A 21,886-nucleotide genomic window follows, 5' to 3' on the forward strand; every position below is an offset into this window, starting at 1 on the left:
GGTATAACGCTTAGGCAGCGATTAACGCTGGATGTCGCGTTTGGTTTCGCCAGTATAAAGCTGACGAGGACGACCAATTTTGTACGGAGCACTGTGCATTTCTAACCAGTGGCTGATCCAGCCAACAGTACGTGCAAGTGCAAAGATCACGGTAAACATTTCTGTTGGGATACCAATCGCTTTGAGAATGATACCTGAGTAGAAGTCTACGTTTGGATACAAGTTACGCTTGATGAAGTATTCATCAGACAACGCAATACGCTCAAGTTCCATCGCAAGTTCAAGTTGTGGATCGTTGATGCCAAGCGCAGCAAGAACTTCATCACACGTTTCTTTCATTACTTTCGCGCGTGGATCGAAGTTTTTATACACACGGTGACCAAAGCCCATGAGTTTCACTTCTTTGGTCTTCACTTTTTCCATGAAGCCAGCAACGTTTTCAACTGTACCGATCTCGTCGAGCATCTTCAGAACAGCTTCGTTTGCACCGCCGTGAGCAGGGCCCCAAAGCGCTGAAATACCCGCTGCGATACATGCATATGGATTCGCGCCAGTTGAGCCTGCCAAACGTACAGTTGACGTTGATGCATTTTGCTCATGATCCGCATGAAGCGTGAAAATACGATCCATTGCTTTAGCTAGAATCGGATCTACTTTGTAATCACGATCTGCAGGTGTCGCAAACATCATATGCAGGAAGTTTTCTGCATAGCCCAAGTCATTGCGAGGGTAGATGAAAGGTTGACCCACCGTGTACTTGTAGCTCCACGCTGCAAGCGTCGGAATTTTTGCGATCAAACGGATAGCAGTAATTTCACGATGATTCACATCTTCGATGTTTAACTGGTTGTGATAGAACGCAGATAAAGCACCAACCACACCAACCATGATTGCCATTGGGTGCGCATCACGACGGAAACCATTAAAGAAACGGCTTACTTGGTCGTGAACCATAGTGTGGTTACGCACCTTCGCATCAAATTCTTCTTTTTGCTCTTTGGTTGGGAGTTCACCATTTAAGAGCAAATAACATGTTTCGAGATAATCCGCCTGAGTTGCAAGCTGATCGATTGGGTAGCCGCGGTGTAATAACACACCTTCGTTCCCGTCGATGAAGGTAATCTTCGATTCACAAGAAGCGGTCGCCATGAAACCTGGATCAAACGTAAAATGACCTGCGGCCAATACATCCTTAACGTCGATTACATCTGGGCCTAATGTGCCGCTGTAAATTGGTAATTCAATTTCTTTGCCATCAAGCTTTAGTACGGCTTTCTTGCCAGTTGCTTCAGACATTCAATAGATCTCCTGTCCTGGTGAATGTTGATCTGAATCGAAGTATTAATCTTTTAATGCACGAATCAGACGGGTCAAAAATTGTTACTAAGATTAGTGTGAACTGAAATTTTGTCAATTATACTAATGGATAAAAAAGTAGCGTCACCACAAGTATTTAGTTTAACTGTTAAGGGTTAAAAAAATGAATAAAATCACAGTATCGACGCGCTATGATAAGTCAAATTTATGACGCCGTGCAGAAAAAAATTAGGTCTAAAATCTAAATTGTAAACAAATTTTTAGAGCAATTAATCCATCTGGCTATTGGTAGATTATGCCAACGCATTATGAAAATGGCTTAAAACCCATAACTTACCGAGTATTTACCTCGAATGAGTTAATCGGTTTCATGCTTTAAAACAGATAGACCAGTATTTCCAAAATTGATTCAACTGGTTAAAAAATAGCTAATTGAACTCATCATTCACCTCAAAATTTGTACTTTTCTGAACGTATAGAGCGGTTAATAAGATTATTTTTGTGTGAATTTAAATCAAATTTGATTGTGTAGCTGAAGTTATTCACAAAGTAAGTAGTTCTTTATAATAGCGATATAAGGCTGCAAAGAATATAAAAGCAGCACGACATTTTATAAAAAAATATAAGCTTTATGATTTAAAGCGGATTCAGAATAAGCTTAAACCTTCAATTGCAATCTGTGTAAGTAAAGAGTTCAGTTGTATTTAATATCTTTGGTCTAATTCTCATATGATGAAGATCATAAAGCCAATTAAAGCTGGTTTTTTTAAAATAGTATATAAAAATAGAGACATACGAGTTTTTAATCTAATTAACGATGATTATGTGACCAATCCGTATGGGTAAATGATTCTTATTTGCTTAATTTTATATGAAAAAGAGGTTTTTCATTGTTTGTAATTTGATTTTTGACGTTTTATAATTCAAGAGTCGTTTATTAAGTAGGCATTTGCTTGCCTTCAATGCCAGCTTTCCTTCGAATTAATTCAAACAAACTCCAGCTGGAGTTTTTACTACAGGATGCCCGCTGTGAAAAGCAACAGACCTGTCAATTTGTCCATGGGTCAGGTGTTAGCGGTAAACTTACGCTCACCCGTGGCTATTGCATCAATCTTACACCGTCTCTCTGGTGTCATCGTATTTCTATTAATTCCCGTTCTATTATGGATTTTGGATAAATCCTTAGCATCACCAGAAGGATTTGAATACGTAAAAACAGTTATCTTCGGAAATATTTTAGTACGATTCATCGTATGGGTATTTGTAGCAGGTTTAATTTATCACTTCATTGCTGGTGTTAAACACTTGCTTGCTGATCTTGGCTTTGCAGAAGAGCTTCAAAGTGGGCGAACTGCCGCTACAGTTGCATTGATCTTATCTGTGATTGGTATCATCGCAGCCTTCGTATGGATTATGTTCTAATGAAAAGTGCTACAGGATTAACAGGTTCAGGTTCTCGCGATTGGTTTGTCCAGCGTATTAGTGCTGTTGTTTTAGCCGTATATACAGTCGTGATCATGGGTTGGATTTTGTTTCATGGTGGCTTTAACTATGAGCAATGGTCTGGCTTCATGATGACTTTACCAATGAAGATTTTGTCTTTGTTGGCTGTATTGTCATTGGCAGCACACGCTTGGATTGGTATGTGGCAAGTATTTACTGACTATGTAACGACTCGTCAAATGGGTCCTTCAGCTTCAGGTTTACGTCTGGTTCTAACAACGGCTGTCATTATTGCCGTGTTTGTATTTGTAATCTGGGGTATCCAGATTTTCTGGGCGAATTGATAGGAAGACATCATGGGCGCGATAAACCCTAAAGAAGATTATTCAAATATCCAAAACCTCACCTTTGATGCTGTCATCGTTGGTGGTGGTGGTTCTGGTATGCGTGCAGCGTATCAACTTGCACAAGCGGGTTTAAAAGTTGCTGTTTTAACTAAAGTATTCCCAACACGTTCGCACACGGTTGCCGCACAAGGTGGTATCGGTGCATCGTTAGGCAACATGCAAGAAGATAACTGGCACTATCACTTTTACGACACCGTAAAAGGCTCTGACTGGTTAGGTGATCAAGACGCGATCGAATATATGACGCGTGAAGCACCTAAAGTGGTGTACGAGCTTGAACACATGGGTATGCCGTTTGACCGTAACGAAGATGGAACGATTTATCAGCGTCCATTTGGTGGTCACTCTGCAAACTATGGTGCAAAAGCAGTACCACGTGCCTGTGCAGCCGCTGACCGTACAGGTCATGCGCTTTTACATACGTTGTATCAAAGCAACGTAAAAATGGGCACACAGTTCTTTGTTGAATGGATTGCGCTTGACCTGATCCGTAACAATGAAGGTGATGTACTTGGTGTAACCGCTTACGACCAAGAAACAGGTAATATTGCCGTATTCCAAGCCAAAGCAACTTTGTTTGCTACGGGTGGTGCAGGCCGAGTTTACCGTGCATCAACCAATGCTTACATTAATACAGGCGATGGTCTGGGTATGGCAGCGCGTGCAGGCATTCCATTACAAGATATGGAATTCTGGCAATTTCACCCAACGGGTGTTGCCGGAGCTGGCGTACTGTTGACAGAAGGTTGTCGTGGTGAAGGTGGTATTTTGCGTAACAAGGACGGCGAACCGTTCATGGAGCGCTATGCACCAACATTGAAAGACTTGGCACCGCGTGACTTCGTATCACGTTCAATGGACCAAGAGATCAAAGAAGGGCGTGGCTGTGGCCCTAAAGGCGACTACATTCTTCTTGATATGACGCACTTGGGTGCAGAAACCATCATGAAGCGTTTACCGTCTGTTTTTGAGATTGGTAAAAAGTTTGCAAACGTTGACTGTACCAAAGAGCCAATTCCTGTTGTACCTACAATTCACTACCAAATGGGTGGTATCCCGACCAATATCCATGGTCAGGTTGTGGTGCCGCATGGTGTAGAAGAAGGCGAGTTTACTGCACACTACGACAAAGACACTAAACAATATACCTACCAAGGTACGCGCGATTATGTAAAACCGGTTAAAGGTTTTTATGCAATCGGTGAGTGTTCGTGTGTGTCAGTTCACGGTGCGAACCGTTTGGGAACCAACTCATTGCTTGATTTGGTGGTATTTGGTAAAGCGGCTGGTGAACATATCATTGATTATGTGACCAAGCACCATGGTGATGATTATGCACCATTACCAAATGACGTACTTGAAAACACATTGGCACGTATTCGCAAACTAGATGATTCAACTTCTGGTGAGAATGCACAAGAAATTGCCGATACAATCCGTGACATCGTACAGGACCATGCTGGTGTATTCCGTACTCAAGCTTTGCTTGACAAGGGGGTACAAGAAATCCTTGCGATGGAATCTCGTGTACGTAACATTCATTTGAAAGACAAATCAAGAGTATTTAACACCGCGCGCGTTGAAGCGCTTGAAGTTGAAAACTTGTATGAAGTTGCGAAAGCTACATTAATTTCTGCTGCTGCACGTAAAGAATGTCGTGGTGCGCATACAGTGGTTGACTATGAGTTGGCTCCTGATCACCCAACGTATTCATATGGCCGCCGTGACGATGAATGGATGAAACACACATTGTGGTATTCATCGGATAACCGTCTTGAGTACAAGCCAGTTCGTTTCAATCCGTTAACGGTTGAAGCAATTGAACCTAAACCACGTACATTCTAATCGGGAGACTAAAGATGAGTAGAGGTACTCGTACATTCGAAATCTACCGCTATGATCCTGATAAGGATAAAGCGCCGTACATGCAAACTTTCACGCTCGAGTTAACCGACAAGCACCGTATGTTGCTTGATGCGTTACTTGCACTGAAAGTACAGGATGAAACCTTGACATTCCGCCGTTCATGCCGAGAAGGTATTTGTGGTTCTGATGGTGTGAATATCAATGGTAAAAATGGTCTGGCGTGTTTGTGGAACCTTAACGATTTGCCTGAAAAAATCGTGATTCGTCCTCTACCAGGCTTACCAGTGATTAAGGATTTGGTTGTAGACATGAACCAGTTCTACGATCAATACAACAAGATCCAGCCATTCCTGATTAACAATCAGCCAGCGCCACCAAAAGAGCGTTTACAGTCTCAAGCGGACCGTGAGCATCTTGACGGCCTGTATGAATGTATCTTGTGTGCGTGTTGTTCTACATCATGCCCATCGTTCTGGTGGAACCCAGACAAATTCTTGGGTCCATCTGCGCTACTAAACGCTTATCGCTTTATTATCGATTCGCGTGATACCGCTACTCAAGAACGTTTGGCACGTTTGGATGACCCATTCTCATTGTTCCGTTGTAAAGGAATCATGAACTGTGTATCTGTTTGCCCGAAAGGTTTGAACCCAACAAAAGCAATTGGTCACATTCGTAACATGCTTCTCGATCAAGCAGGTTAATTCCGTTAAAAAAAGCGCACATATTTATGTGCGCTTTTTTTATTAAAAATAAATGGGACTAATGTCTAAATTGCATCTAAAATGTATATCAAGCACCATAGGTTATCAGCTAAAATAGCCAATGTATTTTGTCAATTTATAAGAGGTATATGTCAAAAAAATCAATTCGTGTAAGCAGAACATGATACGATTTGAAACGAAATTTTATGCCCACAAAGTGCATAATAGGCCATATACACGAAGCACGATTTTTGATTGTGCTTAATTTTTATGTAGAAGAGTTATTTTAGAAAAGCCAAATAGCGGTAAGATTTTGTTTTTCTAAGATGATTTGCAAAAATTGCTCGGCGTCGCCGAGTATACAGATGATAAATGATGCCAATGACGGCGTTGTTTTTCATTGATTATGTCAAGGAAACTTGATGTGGTCATAACGCCCCCTTTGGTCTCAGCGCCAGAATGGGTTTGTAATGCCATTTTACAATTTGGCGTTATCAATCATGGGTCTGTTTAAAAAAGCAACCCGTAATGTTTTTGCAATAGGAAATGGGTCCACAAATGCAAGATGTTGCTGACGCTTTGCGTCTTGACACTGAACTTTCCGCTGATAGCGCAGCGTATATTGAACAGCTTTACGAGCAATACCTGACCTCCCCAACCTCTGTGACAGAGGACTGGCGCCAATACTTCGATAAATTCCCAAAAGGTGATCAACCACACAGCAATGTGCGTGAGCAGTTCTTATTACTTGGACGTAATTCGAGCCGTGTACAAGCAGTTGTACAGAGTTCGGTAAGCAGTGATCATGAGCGTCGTCAGATTGGTGTCTTACAACTCATCGCAGCATATCGTAACCGTGGTCATCAAAAAGCAAAACTCGATCCACTAGGTCTTGCAAAACGCGAAGACGTTCCAGATCTTGATTTATCTGCTCATGGTTTAACGAAGTCTGATCTTGATACGATATTCAATACCAGTAATCTTGCTATTGGTAAAACTGAAGCTACTCTCGGTGAAATGATCGATGCAATGGAAGCCATTTATTGTGGTTCTATTGGTGCAGAATACATGCATATTGTCGACACCAAAGAAAAACGCTGGATTCAACAACGTTTAGAGAGTGCGCGTGGTCAGTTCAATTTTACCAATGACCAGAAAAAAGGACTACTGGAGCGCTTAACTGCTGCGGAAGGCCTTGAAAAGTTTTTGGGTAACAAATACGTCGGCGCTAAGCGCTTTGGTGTAGAAGGTGGTGAAGCCTTCATCCCAATGATGAACGAAATTATTCAGCGTGCAGGCTCTGTGGGCTGTAAAGAAGTTGTGATTGGTATGCCACACCGTGGTCGTCTCAACCTTCTTGTAAATATTATGGGTAAAAACCCAGCTGATCTTTTTGGTGAGTTTGAAGGTAAATCAATTCATAAAAAAGGTTCGGGTGACGTAAAATACCACCAAGGCTTCTCATCAAATGTCATGACGTCAGGTGGCGAAGTACATTTGGCATTGGCATTTAACCCGTCGCATCTTGAAATTGTTGGACCAGTGGTTGAAGGTTCGGTTCGTGCACGCCAAGTTCGTCGTAAAGACATCGGTGGTGATGACGTTCTTCCGGTGATCGTTCACGGTGACGCTGCATTTGCAGGTCAGGGTGTTAACCAAGAAACCTTCCAAATGTCGCAAACTCGCGGTTATACGGTTGGTGGTACGGTTCATATCGTCATCAATAACCAAGTGGGTTTCACCACTTCAGATCCACGCGATGCTCGCTCAACTGAATACTGTACCGATATCGCGAAAATGGTTCAGTCACCAATTTTCCATGTAAATGGTGATGATCCTGAAGCGGTCGCGTTTATTGCACAGCTGGCCCACGATTTCCGTCATACTTTCCGTAAAGACGTTGTAATTGATTTGTTCTGTTATCGTCGTCGCGGCCACAATGAAGCAGATGAGCCATCTGCAACTCAGCCGTTGATGTATCAGGTGATCAATAAAAAGCCAACTACTCGTACGCTTTATGCCGACAAATTGGTACAAGAAAAAGTACTCGATCGTGCAGAAGCGGACAAACTGATTGAAGACTACCGCGCTGATTTAGAAGCGGGTAATCACGTTGCAAATGCGCTGGTACTTGAGCCAAACACCAAGATGTTTGTCGATTGGAAACCGTATTTGGGCCATGACTATACAGACGTTTGGGATACCACAACCGATATCAATCGCTTAAAAGCGCTTGGTGAGGGAATGCGTAAGCTACCTGAAGGTTTTGTGATGCAACGCCAAGTACAAAAAGTCATTGACGACCGTTTGAAAATGCAAACGGGTGAAATGCCATTGAACTGGGGTGCTGCTGAAACACTGGCCTACGCAACACTTATTGATGAAGGTTACTTGGTTCGTATTACTGGTGAAGATGTTGGCCGTGGTACGTTCTCGCATCGTCATGCGAAATTGCATAACCAAGTCGACGGTTCAACTTATATTCCGCTTTGTCATGTAAAGGAAAATCAGCCACGCTTTGCGTTGTATGATTCTTTGTTGTCTGAAGAGGCCGTTCTGGCATTTGAATATGGCTATGCGACAACTATTCCAAACAGCTTGATCATCTGGGAAGCTCAGTTTGGTGACTTCGCCAACTGTGCGCAAGTTGTGATCGACCAGTTCATCGCATCTGGTGAAACCAAGTGGGAGCGTGTGTGTGGTTTGACCATGTTGCTACCTCATGGCTTTGAAGGTCAGGGGCCAGAGCATTCATCTGCACGTCTTGAGCGCTTCTTGCAGCTTTGTGCAGAAGACAACATGCAAGTGATCACACCGACCACACCAGCACAGATTTTCCATGCGTTGCGTCGTCAGGCAGTTCGTCCAATTCGTAAGCCAATGATTGTAATGTCACCTAAGTCGTTGCTTCGTCATAAACTTGCAACATCAACACTCGATGAGCTTGCGAACGGCACATTCCAAACCGTGATTGATGAAGTTGATCAAATCAATAAAGCAGATGTTACCCGTCTAGTTTTGTGTGGCGGCAAGGTCTACTACGATTTGCTTGAAAAACGTCGTGAGCTTGAGTTAAACAACGTTGCGTTGGTTCGTATCGAACAGCTCTATCCGTACCCAGAAAAACGCTTGGAAGAAGTGCTTGCAGCTTATCCAAATGTTAAAGATGTGGTGTGGTGTCAAGAAGAGCCGAAGAACCAAGGCGCTTGGTTGTTTATCGCGCCGCGTCTATATGACGACATCTTGAAATCTGGAAAACAAATCCGCATCAGCTATGCAGGTCGTGAAGCATCGGCTGCACCAGCATGTGGTTCACCATACTTGCACGCAAAACAACAAGCTCAGCTCATTCATGATGCATTAGCAATCGAAGCTGAACAATCAGGAGAGACAAAATAATGGCAACCGAAATTAAAGCACCGGTATTCCCAGAGTCAGTTGCAGACGGAACCATTGCAACTTGGCATAAAAAAGTTGGGGAAGCAGTATCACGTGATGAAGTCATTTGTGATATTGAAACTGATAAAGTTGTTTTAGAAGTGGTTGCTCCAGCTGATGGTCAACTTGTTTCTATCGTGAAAGATGAAGGCGAAACAGTTTTATCTGACGAAGTAATTGCACAGTTTCAAGAAGGTGCAGTTTCTGGCGCCAATGAAACTCAATCAGTTCAAAGTGATTCAAAAGTAGAACAAGCAGCATCTAAAACTGAAGCGGGTGCGGCGCCAGTTGTAGAACGTGCACAACCTGTATCTGATCAAGCACCAGCTGTGCGTAAAGCATTGACTGAAACAGGCATCAGTGCAGCAGATGTTCAAGGTACAGGCCGTGGTGGTCGTATCACTAAAGAAGACGTGACCAATCACCAAGCAAAACCAGCAGCACCTGCTGCTGCACCGCTTAGCGTTGCGGTCGGTGAGCGTATCGAAAAGCGTGTTCCAATGACACGTCTGCGTAAGCGCGTAGCCGAGCGTCTTCTTGCTGCAACTCAAGAAACCGCAATGTTAACTACGTTTAACGAAGTGAACATGAAACCAATCATGGAAATGCGTGCACAGTACAAAGATGCGTTTGAAAAACGTCATGGTGCGCGTCTTGGGTTTATGTCTTTCTTCGTGAAAGCTGCAACTGAAGCATTGAAACGTTATCCAGCTGTAAATGCGTCTATCGATGGCGATGATATTGTTTATCATGGCTATTACGATATCGGCGTTGCTGTTTCTTCTGACCGTGGTCTTGTGGTTCCAGTACTTCGTGATACTGACCGTATGAACTATGCTGAAGTTGAAAACGGTATCCGTGACTATGCTTACAAGGCACGTGATGGCAAATTGGGTATTGAAGACATGACAGGCGGTACATTCACCATTACTAATGGTGGTACGTTCGGTTCATTGCTTTCTACACCAATCTTGAATACACCACAAACTGCAATTTTGGGCATGCATAAGATCCAAGAGCGTCCAATGGCAGTGAATGGTCAGGTTGAAATTTTACCAATGATGTATCTTGCACTTTCTTATGACCACCGTTTAATCGATGGTAAAGAAGCTGTTGGTTTCTTGGTAACCATCAAAGAGCTTCTTGAAGAGCCTGCAAAACTTATCCTTGATCTTTAATTTAGTCCGTATAAACACCCAAGTTGAGTCATTTCGCTTGGGTTCATGGAGATAAAAATGTCTCAACAGTTTGATCTTGTTGTAATTGGCGGTGGACCTGGTGGCTATGAAGCGGCAATTCGCGCTGCTCAGCTTGGCTTTAAAGTTGCGTGTATTGAAAAGCGTATCCATAAAGGCAAGCCATCTTTAGGTGGTACTTGCTTAAACGTGGGCTGTATCCCGTCTAAAGCACTTTTAGACTCAGCGCATCGCTTTGAAGATACCGCACATCACCTAGATGACCACGGTATTACAACAGGTGAAGTCAAAATTGACATCGCAAAAATGTTGGCACGTAAAGATAAAGTTGTCGAAAACTTAACGGGCGGTGTGGCTCAGTTATTAAAAGGCAATGGTATCGAGTGGTTACAAGGGACAGGTAAACTCCTTGCAGGTAAAAAAGTTGAGTTTGTGCCATTTGAAGGCGAAACTCAGGTTTTAGAGCCGAAATACGTGATTCTTGCTTCTGGTTCAGTACCAGTAAACATCCCGGTAGCACCAGTCGATCAAGACTTGATTGTTGACTCAACTGGCGCACTCGAGTTTGCTGAAGTGCCTAAGCGTTTAGGTGTGATTGGCGCGGGTGTAATTGGTCTCGAGCTTGGTTCTGTATGGCGTCGTTTGGGAGCTGAAGTTGTTGTGTTTGAAGCATTGGATACATTCCTTCCAATGGCAGACAAGGCACTTGCTAAAGACTTCCAAAAAATCTTGACCAAACAAGGTCTTGATATTCGCATTGGTGCAAAAGTTGCTGCGACTGAAGTAAATGGTCGTGAAGTGACTGTGAAATACAACCAAGGCGGCGAAGACAAAGAACAAGTATTCGACAAGCTTATCGTTTGTGTTGGCCGTAAGCCATATGCAGAAGGTTTGTTGGCTGAAGATGCGGGTATCAAGTTGACTGAACGTGGTTTCATTGAAGTCAACGACCACTGCGCAACATCTCTTGAAGGTGTTTATGCAATTGGTGACCTTGTACGTGGTCCTATGCTTGCGCATAAAGCCATGGAAGAAGGTGTAATGGCGGTTGAACGTATTCACGGTCATGCAGCACAAGTGAACTACGATACAATTATCAGCGTTATTTATACGCATCCTGAAGCAGCTTGGGTTGGCTTAACTGAAGAAGCAGCGAAAGAAAAAGGTCATGACGTTAAAACGGGTCAATTCCCATTTGCAGTCAATGGCCGTGCCTTAGCAGCAGGTGAAGCAGCAGGTTTTGTGAAGTTTGTGGCTGATGCAAAAACCGACCGTTTGTTGGGTATGCACGTGATTGGACCAGGTGCATCTGACATTGTTCACCAAGGTATGATTGCACTTGAGTTTGTTTCTTCTGTAGAAGATTTACAATTAATGACATTTGGTCATCCAACCTATTCTGAAGTAGTGCATGAAGCCGCTTTAGCGGTTGATGGTCGTGCCATTCACGCAATTCAACGCAAACGTAAGTAAGATTGAAAAGAGCGGTTTAGACCGCTCTTTTTTGTTTAAGATGGTTGTTTATATTTGAATAATCATCTAAAAATAAGTACAAATGAAATTGAAAAAATGATCTGTATTTACTGAGACGGATGTTTAAGTACAGGTTAGTTATAACAAGGGCAAAAGTCGTAAAAAGGTAACTAAATGAATTTACATGAGTATCAAGCCAAAACATTGTTGAAAAAATATGGCGTGTCAGTCCAAGAAGGAATTTTGGCACGAAATGCAGAAGAAGCAGTTGCTGCATTTGAACAATTAGGTGGCAAGTTTGCCGTGATGAAAGCCCAAGTACATGCGGGTGGCCGCGGTAAAGCTGGTGGTGTAAAGGTAGTTAAATCGAAAGAAGAAGCTGCAGACTACGCCAACCAGTTGATTGGTACGAATCTTGTCACGTATCAAACCGATGCCAACGGCCAGCCGGTCAACAGTGTCTTGATCTGCGAAGATGTGTATCCCGTTGAACGTGAGCTATACCTAGGTGCTGTGGTGGATCGTTCAAGCCGTCGTGTAACTTTTATGGCTTCAACCGAAGGTGGCGTTGAAATCGAGAAAGTAGCTGAAGAAACGCCAGAAAAAATTATTAAAGTCGAAGTAGATCCACTTGTAGGTTTACAACCGTTCCAAGCACGTGAAGTTGCATTTGCATTACAACTTAAAGACAAACAGGTCAGCCAGTTTGTGAAGCTAATGACAGGTGCTTATCAAGCATTTGTAGAAAATGATTTTGCCCTATTTGAAATTAATCCACTCTCAGTTCGTGAAAACGGCGATATCCTTGCGGTCGATGCTAAAATTGGCATCGATTCAAATGCCTTGTATCGTTTGCCAGAGCTTGCAGCAGCACGTGACAAATCACAAGAAAATGAGCGCGAATTAAAAGCGTCTGAGTTTGAACTGAACTATGTCGCACTTGAAGGTAATATTGGCTGTATGGTCAATGGTGCAGGGCTTGCAATGGCCACAATGGACATTATCAAACTGTACGGCGGTCAACCTGCAAACTTCCTTGATGTAGGCGGTGGTGCAACCAAAGAGCGCGTGATTGAAGCCTTTAAGCTCATTTTGGCTGATACCTCTGTTCAAGGTGTCTTAATCAATATCTTTGGTGGAATTGTACGTTGCGACATGATTGCCGAAGCCATTATTGCAGCCGTTCAAGAGGTGAATGTAACCGTTCCTGTCGTGGTTCGTCTAGAAGGCAACAACGCAGAATTGGGTGCAAAAATTCTCGACGAATCGGGTTTAAAACTGACATCTGCCAACGGATTATCGGATGCGGCAGAGAAAATTGTTGCTGCGGTAAAAGGTTAAGGGAGTATAAAAATGAGCGTATTAATTAATAAAGACACAAAAGTATTGGTTCAAGGTTTTACGGGTAAAAACGGCACATTTCATTCAGCCCAAGCGCTAGATTACGGCACGAAAGTCGTGGGTGGGGTAACGCCAGGCAAAGGTGGGACTACTCATCTGGACTTGCCAGTATTTAATACCATGAAAGATGCAGTTCGTGAAACTCATGCTGATGCATCGGTTATTTATGTTCCGGCACCTTTTGTTTTAGACTCCATTGTTGAAGCGGTCGATTCAGGTGTGAGTCTGATTGTTGTGATCACTGAAGGTGTGCCAACCCTAGATATGCTCAAAGCCAAGCGTTACCTTGAAACCTACGGTAATGGTGTGCGTTTAGTTGGACCAAACTGCCCAGGTGTGATTACTCCAGGCGAATGTAAAATCGGAATTATGCCGGGTCATATTCATCAACCGGGTCGTATTGGAATTATTTCTCGTTCGGGTACTTTGACTTATGAGGCTGTGGCGCAAACCACAAAACTCGGTTTAGGTCAGTCTACTTGTATCGGAATTGGGGGTGATCCAATTCCAGGAATGAACCAAATCGATGCGTTGAAACTTTTCCAAGATGACCCAGATACCGATGCGATCATTATGATTGGTGAAATTGGTGGCTCTGCGGAAGAAGAAGCAGCTGAATATATCCAATCGAATGTGAGTAAGCCAGTTGTTGGATATATTGCTGGTGTGACTGCACCAAAAGGCAAACGTATGGGGCATGCAGGCGCAATTATTTCGGGCGGTAAAGGGACAGCAGAAGAAAAATTTGCTGCATTTGAACGTGCAGGCATGGCGTATACGCGTAGCCCGGCCGAACTCGGCTCGACCATGCATAAGGTCCTTAAGGAAAAAGGCTTGGTATAAGTTTTAAGCTTTATCCAATAAAAACCCTTCAGAACATCTGAAGGGTTTTTTTATGAACAAATCATTCGATATATCGAATTTAAAGTTCGTATCTAAAAAGAAAAATTCAATATCTTTCATCAAGTACTAGCTTAGATGAAAAGTCTGATGATGTATGTCCTTGAGTGAAGACTACTGTTGCAAATTTTTAATAAGATCGTTTAATTTGATTTGTTTAGTTATTCTTAAACTCGTTATAAGCTCACGCTGTAATGATAATAATAAAATTAAAAAAACAGCACCATAAAATGAGACGCAAAAAAAAGCGTAATGATTGGGGTGATCATTACGCAGAACAACGAATCTGTAATAACAGTTTCGGTTAAGGAGAAGAGTTATGAACTTGGGGGAGTGCATAACCTATGAATCTAATATACTCAAGGTCTACTCAGAGTTCATTGGTATTCACGTTAACATGTGTTAAATCACGTTAAATAATCGATCAAAATGTAGGCTTGCTTTCGACCAAAGTCGTACTGCCTCTGAATAAGACAGTACTTCAATGGTGTTTCGATCATGATCGATTAGAACTTGAATAAGCCAAGCCCATCTTTTACTTCATCCAGTGTGGCTTGGGTTATGTTCTGACATTTGATTGTACCTTCGCGCAAGATATCCATGATGTAATCTGGATCTTTAGCCAACGCTTCACGACGTTCACGGATAGGTGAAATCAATTCTTTTAAAATACCTTCAAGGCGTTTTTTTACAGTTCCATCACCGAGACCACCACGGCGATAGTGAGCCTTTAAAGCCTCAACTTCTTCTTTGTCTGGATCAAATGCATCTAGATATGCAAATACAATGTTGCCCTCGACCTGACCTGGATCTTCAATGCGTAAGTGATTTGGATCGGTATACATTGCATTGACGGCTTTTTTAATATCTTTATCACTTGCATTTAATACAATGGTATTGCCAAGAGATTTCGACATTTTTGCCTTACCATCAAATCCAGGTAAACGTCCTGTATTTGAAAGTAGGGCTTTACATTCAGGAAGCAAATCTTGACCAATCTGACGATTCACACGGCGTACCAATTCATTGGTCTGTTCAATCATTGGAATTTGGTCTTCACCCACCGGAACGACGGTCGCTTTAAAGGCAGTAATATCGGCTGCCTGTGCCACTGGATAGCATAAAAAACCTGCTGGGATATCACGCTCAAACCCACGCATCTGAATTTCAGATTTAATAGTCGGGTTACGCTCAAGACGTGCAACAGTCACAAAGTTAAGGTACAACATGGTCAGTTCATTCAGTGCTGGCAAGCATGATTGAACACAGATCGTGGTTTTAGTTGGATCGATGCCCACAGCCAAATAATCCAGTGCCACTTCAAGAATATTACGGCGTACTTTGTCTGGATTGTCTGCATTGTCTGTTAGGGCTTGAGCGTCTGCTAACAAGATATGCTGATGATGACTATCTTGTAAACCGACACGAGAACGTAAAGAACCGACAAAATGTCCGAGATGCAATTGTCCAGTCGGACGGTCACCTGTCAAAATAATAGGTCGTTGATCAACACTGCTCATTATATAGTCCACTACTAAATGGGTTTATTCAGAGGCTAAGCCGCTGCAATATAAAAGAATGGGGTTATTGTACGGGAAATAAAAATAAATCGTCAGCAATCCACGGTACTTTTCATAAAATAATCCTGTCAATCTATCGGTTAAAATTACAGAAATTCAAAAAAATCGTCTTACAATAGAGAGATAAAAATCAATTCGGATAAAAAATGGCAACTGGCTTACTTGTACTTCTCGATGATATTGCAACGATTTTGGATGATGTTGCCCTCATGAGTAAAATGGCAGCGAAAAAAACCGCTGGCGTATTGGGAGATGATCTGGCGTTAAATGCCCAGCAAGTAACAGGTGTTCGCGCCGAGCGTGAAATACCGGTGGTATGGGGCGTAGCAAAAGGCTCTTTTATTAATAAACTGATTTTGGTGCCACTGGCATTATTAATTTCGGTGGTCGCACCTTGGCTCATTAATCCGTTACTCATGATTGGTGGTTTATTTTTATGTTATGAAGGGATTGAAAAAGTCATTCATAGTTTGTTTTCAAAAAAAGCACACGCTGAAAAACACACAGATCCACAACAACAAAACGATGAAACTGATTTAGCTGCTTTTGAAAAACAAAAAATAAAAGGTGCCATTCGCACCGATTTTATTCTTTCTGCCGAAATTGTGGTGATTTCATTAGGTACTGTTGCCGCAGCAGCATTTATGACCAAAGTTATGGTACTCAGTATTATCGCAATTGTAATGACTGTGGGTGTTTATGGTTTTGTTGCCATGATTGTAAAAATTGATGATTTGGGCTTGTACTGGACCAAGCAAAGTTCGTCTTTTAAACAAAAACTTGGGAATGCGTTGTTGGTATTTGCACCTTGGTTAATGAAAGCCCTGTCTGTGGTCGGAACGATTGCGATGTTTTTAGTTGGAGGTGGCATTATTGCGCATACGATTCCACTGATTCATCACTTTAGCGAAGAAACCAGTGATCATTTAGAAATGATTCCCACAGTTGGGAATATTATTGGTGCGATTACCCCAACGTTGATTAATTTTGGAATAGGTATGCTGGCAGGTTTGATCGTGTTCATGATCGTAACCGTATTTCAAAAAATGAAAGCGAAAGCCGCGTAAACGATTGGAGATGATCTATGCGTTGGAAAGGTCGACGAGTCAGTAGTAATGTGGAAGATCGCCGTGGGAGTAGTGGTGCTAAAGTGGGTGGCATCAGTATTGTCGGTTTGGTGGTGGCATTTGTGGCATGGAAATTTTTTGGTGTCGATCCGCAACAAGCCTATCAGGCAACTCAGCAGATAACAGCCGCACAAAGTCAGACGGGTACAGCACCAAAGCAATTATCTGCTGAACAAAAAGAAGCCTCAGATTTTGTAGGAACAATTTTGGCAGACACAGAAGACACTTGGACGCCCATCTTCCAACAGCTGGGGCAAAGCTATGTTGCGCCAAAATTAGTGTTGTTTAATGGCCGTGATCAATCTGCCTGTGGTACTGCGGAGTCGGCAATGGGGCCTTTTTATTGTCCAAGTGATCAAAAAGTTTATATCGATACACAGTTCTTTAAGGAGATGCGCCAACAAATGGGGATATCAGGCGATAAAAATCAGACTGAACTGAGCAGACAAGATCAGGCAGGCGATTTTGCTCAGGCCTATGTCGTGGCACATGAGGTAGGACATCATATTCAAAATTTATTGGGTATATCCTCTCAGGTACAACGTGCGCAAGCACAGGCCAATCGTACTCAAGCCAATCAACTTTCTGTACGTCTTGAACTACAGGCCGACTGCTTTGCCGGAATATGGGCCAATCGAAATCAAGAACGCACGCAATTTTTAGAGGCTGGAGATGTTGAAGAAGCCATGGATGCAGCACAAAAAATTGGAGATGATTATCTTCAGAAGCGTGCAACAGGGCAGGTGGTCCCCGATAGTTTTACCCATGGTACCAGTCAACAGCGCATGCATTGGTTCGAAACTGGATTAAAAAGTGGTGACTTGAATCAGTGTGATACATTCAATAGTCGTTCAATTTAAAAAAGAAGGTGACACCTTCTTTTTTTTTTATTTTTTAAGAAACTGCTTGAAGTTGCGAAGAATTCGGTAACTACAATATAGAGCGATCAAGGCAAAAATACCGACGCCAAAAAGTACATATTTTAAATTGCTAATGTCTTGAGCATACAATGACTTGATGTCCTGTTCAGACCAAGTGTAAGAGCCAGGCATATTGGTCTGGGTATCCATATAACGTATTTTCTCAAGATAACTATGTGTACCAAAGGTTTGAAACGTTGCATCCTGAATTACACGTGTCCCAATTTCGTTATAGCGATCTGTACATAAGGTTGCAAGATAATGTTCGCAATTCAATTTCGCGATATATCCGCGATCTTGTAGCACAATATAAAAAGCTTGGTTGGGCTTTTTATTGTTACTCAATAGACGATAAGTATGTGTCGCATCACTTTGAATCTGTGAAATCTGTTTGTGGGTATATTCATCCTCGGCATTCCAGATTTCCTTTGCCTTACTATAAAAGGTTATGATGAGTGCCGCCGTAATTAAAAAAATACAGGTAGCTGAGACAAGCCGAACAACAGTTTTAATCGATTGATGCATGTGCGAGGACTTCCTTTTGAACGCCATTAAAATAACTGATTTGATTCAATTCACAAAGAAGTTTTCTACTTAAGCTTAAGTGTTTGATAAAATTAAACATTATGGTTTTTTGTTAATAAAGTTAATTTTTGGCAATATCCAAAGTAAATTTAAGTAAAATTACAGATCTGTTTATTTATATGATCCATAAGGATATTTATGGGTAGTTTTTTTCTCCTTCAAGTTCTCACGGTTATTTTTGCGCTGTCGATTGCAACCACAATTTTTAATAAGCGTATTTTAAATTTCCCTCAGGCGATTGGTGTGCCGATTGTTTCGGCCGTTTTAGTTTTTATTTTGCAATGGGGAGCCAGCCTGTTAAATGGCAACCAGTTTATTACCATTAATATTCATAATATTGAAAATGCAGTAAAAAGCATTGATTTTTATGATTTCCTAATCAATGGTGTGATTTGTTTTATTTTAACGTCCTCAGCACTTAAATTTAAAATCTCAGATTTGCGCAATCATTGGAAGCCAATCGGCATCTTGGCCACTATTGCGTTGGTGCTCTGTGCTGTCTTGTTCGCAGGTTTATTGTTTGGTTTTCAATACTTGATTGGAAATCCTGTTCCAATTCTGGTTTTACTGTTACTTGGTTCTGCATTGGGAGCAACAGATCCAATTGGTATCAAAGGGGTATTAAGTTCAGTTCGCGCCCCGCATCACCTGATTGTTAAACTTGAAGGTGAGTCACTCTTTAATGACGCCATGTGTATCGCCGTATTTATGACCCTTTTAAATGTACTTAAAGGGGAGCACTTTAGCTTGGTAGGCACAATCGAAAACTTTCTTTACGAAATCGTGGTCGCTGCGATTATTGGTTGGGCTTTTGGTGTCGGAATTTTACGTCTGTTGCGTGGTAAGCACGAGATGGAATCTTTAATTCTGACGACAGCGTTATTGGCAAGTGGTGCCTATTTGGTGTCGTTGTTTGCGCATGCATCGGCACCGATTGCTTGTGTGATAGGCGGCTTGATTGTTGGAAATAAGTGGAAAGAAATTTTACAAGAACGTGAAATTCGAGAAGTGAACCATTTCTGGCACACCGTAGAAGGCATTATCAATTCATTTTTATTTACCTTGATTGGTCTTGAGCTTTTTATTCTAGATTTAAGTACAAGCATGATCTTAGGTGGAATCTTCGCCTTTATTGCGTTACATATTTCGCGCTTTGTCGCAAACTTTCTCTCGTTTTCTTTTTTCCCGTCATTTAAGCATAAGAGTTACAACGGCAGTCTGGCAATTTTATCGTGGGGTGGTGTTCGAGGTGGAATTTCATTGGCCTTGATTCTTGCGGTCGCTAACGTACCTGAGCTACGAGATTACAGCAGTATTTTAATTGGGTATACCTTTATTAGTGTGCTGATGTCGGGAGTGGTTTGTGGACTTGGTTTACCAGCTGTGATGAATGCATTTTATTATAATCCCAATGAAGAAACTCAAGGATTTAAAGGCTGGTATCAACGTATGTGCCACAAAATGAACCGCAAAGGGTATAAGTATATTGTAGGAGAAGATGCATATGGCAACGAAACAATCACCATTTACGACATGGATAAACTAACCGATCAGAAAGCCGAAGATGGTATTGCGACAGTGCATAACCCCACAAAAGTACAAGAAGCGAAAAGACTGGAGAATCCGAATAATTTTTAAATATATCGAGTATTCATAATTTGATCATTCGATTGTTTAATAGAATTTATGAATAAGTATAGTTTAAATAAAAATATACATCATGTTATTCAATGATCTAAAAATCGTGATTGAGCTGATTGAACTCGGTTCTTTCACACTTTTTAAATCAATTACTAAGTTTAAAGTGGTTGCCCAAGTTTTCTATAAGATTCTTGTATCAGAGATTTGTATCAAAATTGTTCGATAGTGAAATTTTTTTTATAAAAAATATATATAAATCAATTAATTAAAATAAAAAATTTACTATAAGGTAAATATAAGCATAATTTATGTGAACCAGTTATCACTTTTTTTTGTTTTTTGAGCTGTTTTTGTATTTATTTTTTTCTTTTTTGAATGTTTAATGGTATGGATTACGTGCAAAAATCATAAAAGATGGTTGTTTTGAGTAAGCCATCACGGTGTGGGGAAGCACATTAAAAAATATAAAGCATACGAGAGAGATGAAAGTCATGCCAAACATACAAATTATCGCTAAAGAATCGCATGCCGTATTGGCAGATATCACAGGAAACTCCGCTAAACTCACAGAAGCATCTGTCGTATTGGTTAAGGTTTCAGCAGATGATGTTCAAGAAGTAACCCGTGATGGTACCAGTGCTATCATTAAGCTCAAGAATGGCGAAGTCATCGTTATTGACGACTTTTTCAGTACGGAAGGTCCTACAGACAATAGCCTAGTTTTTCAAGATGATTCTAATAAACTGATCTGGGTACAATTCACAGATGCACAAGGCGCCCTGCTTGAAAATGTGGCGTATCAACCAATCGATTCAATCGAGCCTTTATTATATGGTCACAGTGAAACAAGTCCATGGGCATGGGCAGCCGTTCCAGTAACTGCAGGTGGTATCTTGTGGTGGGCGCACAATCGAGATAGTGATAACGATAACAATAACCCGCCTGTGGTTAACCCGCCTGCAACACCTACCACTCCAGCAACTGTCTTTGACGATAAACAACCAATCACTGGCAATGTAAGCAACGGCAGCTCCACGAATGATGCATCTCCTTTAATTAGTGGTACAGGCACAGCTGGCACGACAATTACGGTATATGACGGCAATACTGTTTTGGGTACCACCACCGTAGGTTCAGACGGTAAATGGTCATTTACACCAACCACACCATTAACCGATGGCACGCATAGCATTACTTATACAGTTAAAGATGCGGCGGGAAATGAAAGCGGTAAGAGCCCAGCAATTGACTTTACCGTGGATACCATCGCACCAGATACGCCAACAACTGCTCCAAATGCTACAGATGATGTTGCACCTGTCATTGGCCCAATTACTGCTGGCAGTTCGACCAATGACAATACCCCAACATTAACGGGTACAGGCACTGCGGGCGACATCATTACCGTCTATGATGGCGCTACTAAACTAGGTACAGCCACAGTGGGTTCAGATGGGAAATGGTCATTTACACCATCACCTGCGCTAGCAGATGGCTCACACAGTATTTCTTACACAGCAACAGATAAAGCGGGAAATGAAAGCGGCAAGAGTCCAGCAATTGACTTTACCGTAGATACCATCGCACCAGATACGCCAACAACTGCTCCAAATGCTACAGATGATGTTGCACCTGTCATTGGTCCAATTACTGCTGGCAGTTCGACCAATGACAATACCCCAACATTAACGGGTACAGGCACTGCGGGCGACATCATTACCGTTTATGATGGCGCTACCAAACTGGGTACAGCCACAGTGGGTTCAGATGGGAAATGGTCATTTACACCATCACCTGCGCTAGCAGATGGCTCACACAGTATTTCTTACACAGCAACAGATAAAGCAGGAAATGAAAGCGGTAAGAGTCCAGCAATTGACTTTACCGT

At 42.0% G+C, this 21,886-nt stretch carries 16 protein-coding genes; 13 read left to right on the forward strand and 3 right to left on the reverse strand.

Translation table 11 applies throughout. The features are described 5' to 3' along the window. Positions 1-21 precede the first annotated feature (21 nt). Positions 22-1,296, reverse strand: a complete 1,275-nt coding sequence (gene gltA, locus Aso01_RS11815) for a citrate synthase (protein ID WP_004940950.1) — start codon at positions 1,294-1,296, stop codon at positions 22-24. 1,041 nt (positions 1,297-2,337) lie between these two features. Between gltA and sdhC the strand changes: the two genes are divergently transcribed. The 9 genes from sdhC to sucD all read left to right on the forward strand — a co-directional run bounded on the left by sdhC (position 2,338) and on the right by sucD (position 14,088). Further along, positions 2,338-2,739 (forward strand): succinate dehydrogenase, cytochrome b556 subunit, encoded by a 402-nt coding sequence (gene sdhC, locus Aso01_RS11820; RefSeq protein WP_088459624.1) that lies wholly within the window; start codon positions 2,338-2,340, stop codon positions 2,737-2,739. Next, positions 2,739-3,104: a succinate dehydrogenase, hydrophobic membrane anchor protein gene (gene sdhD / locus Aso01_RS11825; protein ID WP_004940945.1), complete on the forward strand. Its 366-nt coding sequence runs from the start codon at positions 2,739-2,741 to the stop codon at positions 3,102-3,104. Before sdhC ends, sdhD begins: the two co-directional genes overlap by 1 nt. Before the next feature lie 12 nt (positions 3,105-3,116). Next, complete coding sequence (gene sdhA, locus Aso01_RS11830) at positions 3,117-5,012, forward strand: succinate dehydrogenase flavoprotein subunit (RefSeq protein ID WP_004940941.1); 1,896 nt, start codon at positions 3,117-3,119, stop codon at positions 5,010-5,012. 14 nt (positions 5,013-5,026) lie between these two features. Next, entirely contained in the window at positions 5,027-5,737 is a 711-nt protein-coding gene (locus Aso01_RS11835) for a succinate dehydrogenase iron-sulfur subunit (RefSeq protein ID WP_004940938.1), read from the forward strand. A 558-nt stretch (positions 5,738-6,295) separates the two neighbouring features. Continuing rightward, positions 6,296-9,136 (forward strand): 2-oxoglutarate dehydrogenase E1 component, encoded by a 2,841-nt coding sequence (locus Aso01_RS11840; RefSeq protein WP_004940936.1) that lies wholly within the window; start codon positions 6,296-6,298, stop codon positions 9,134-9,136. Further along, entirely contained in the window at positions 9,136-10,353 is a 1,218-nt protein-coding gene (odhB, locus tag Aso01_RS11845; RefSeq protein ID WP_004940933.1) for a 2-oxoglutarate dehydrogenase complex dihydrolipoyllysine-residue succinyltransferase, read from the forward strand. Before Aso01_RS11840 ends, odhB begins: the two co-directional genes overlap by 1 nt. A gap of 57 nt (positions 10,354-10,410) precedes the next feature. Beyond that, the gene (lpdA, locus tag Aso01_RS11850; RefSeq protein WP_004940928.1) at positions 10,411-11,844 is read left to right on the forward strand and encodes a dihydrolipoyl dehydrogenase; all 1,434 of its coding nucleotides are present in this window, start codon (positions 10,411-10,413) and stop codon (positions 11,842-11,844) included. 174 nt (positions 11,845-12,018) lie between these two features. Next, the gene (sucC, locus tag Aso01_RS11855; RefSeq protein WP_004940924.1) at positions 12,019-13,185 is read left to right on the forward strand and encodes an ADP-forming succinate--CoA ligase subunit beta; all 1,167 of its coding nucleotides are present in this window, start codon (positions 12,019-12,021) and stop codon (positions 13,183-13,185) included. Positions 13,186-13,197: 12 nt separating this feature from the next. Beyond that, complete coding sequence (gene sucD, locus Aso01_RS11860; RefSeq protein WP_004940921.1) at positions 13,198-14,088, forward strand: succinate--CoA ligase subunit alpha; 891 nt, start codon at positions 13,198-13,200, stop codon at positions 14,086-14,088. A 563-nt stretch (positions 14,089-14,651) separates the two neighbouring features. On the opposite strand, the gene trpS is transcribed toward sucD, so the two are convergent. Then, a complete protein-coding gene (trpS, locus tag Aso01_RS11865; RefSeq protein WP_004940919.1) occupies positions 14,652-15,665 on the reverse strand; it encodes a tryptophan--tRNA ligase in 1,014 nt (337 codons plus the stop codon). Positions 15,666-15,871: 206 nt separating this feature from the next. On the opposite strand from trpS, the gene Aso01_RS11870 reads away from it, so the two are divergent. Beyond that, entirely contained in the window at positions 15,872-16,792 is a 921-nt protein-coding gene (locus Aso01_RS11870; RefSeq protein WP_004940916.1) for a DUF808 domain-containing protein, read from the forward strand. Between the two features lie 17 nt (positions 16,793-16,809). Continuing rightward, a complete protein-coding gene (gene ypfJ, locus Aso01_RS11875; protein WP_004940913.1) occupies positions 16,810-17,712 on the forward strand; it encodes a KPN_02809 family neutral zinc metallopeptidase in 903 nt (300 codons plus the stop codon). Positions 17,713-17,739: 27 nt separating this feature from the next. Here the strand turns inward: ypfJ and Aso01_RS11880 are convergent, their stop codons facing one another. After that, on the reverse strand, positions 17,740-18,297 hold the full coding sequence (locus tag Aso01_RS11880) for a hypothetical protein (RefSeq protein WP_004940909.1): 558 nt from the start codon (positions 18,295-18,297) through the stop codon (positions 17,740-17,742). 198 nt (positions 18,298-18,495) lie between these two features. On the opposite strand from Aso01_RS11880, the gene Aso01_RS11885 reads away from it, so the two are divergent. Both Aso01_RS11885 and Aso01_RS11890 read left to right on the forward strand, forming a co-directional pair. Continuing rightward, the gene (locus Aso01_RS11885; RefSeq protein WP_004940904.1) at positions 18,496-19,995 is read left to right on the forward strand and encodes a cation:proton antiporter; all 1,500 of its coding nucleotides are present in this window, start codon (positions 18,496-18,498) and stop codon (positions 19,993-19,995) included. A gap of 494 nt (positions 19,996-20,489) precedes the next feature. Further along, positions 20,490-21,886 (forward strand): Ig-like domain-containing protein (locus tag Aso01_RS11890; protein ID WP_042065455.1); only part of this gene is annotated, 1,397 nt, incomplete at its 3' end.

This window comes from Acinetobacter soli, from assembly GCF_000760595.1.
In the GTDB taxonomy this organism is placed as follows: Bacteria; Pseudomonadota; Gammaproteobacteria; order Pseudomonadales; family Moraxellaceae; genus Acinetobacter; species Acinetobacter soli.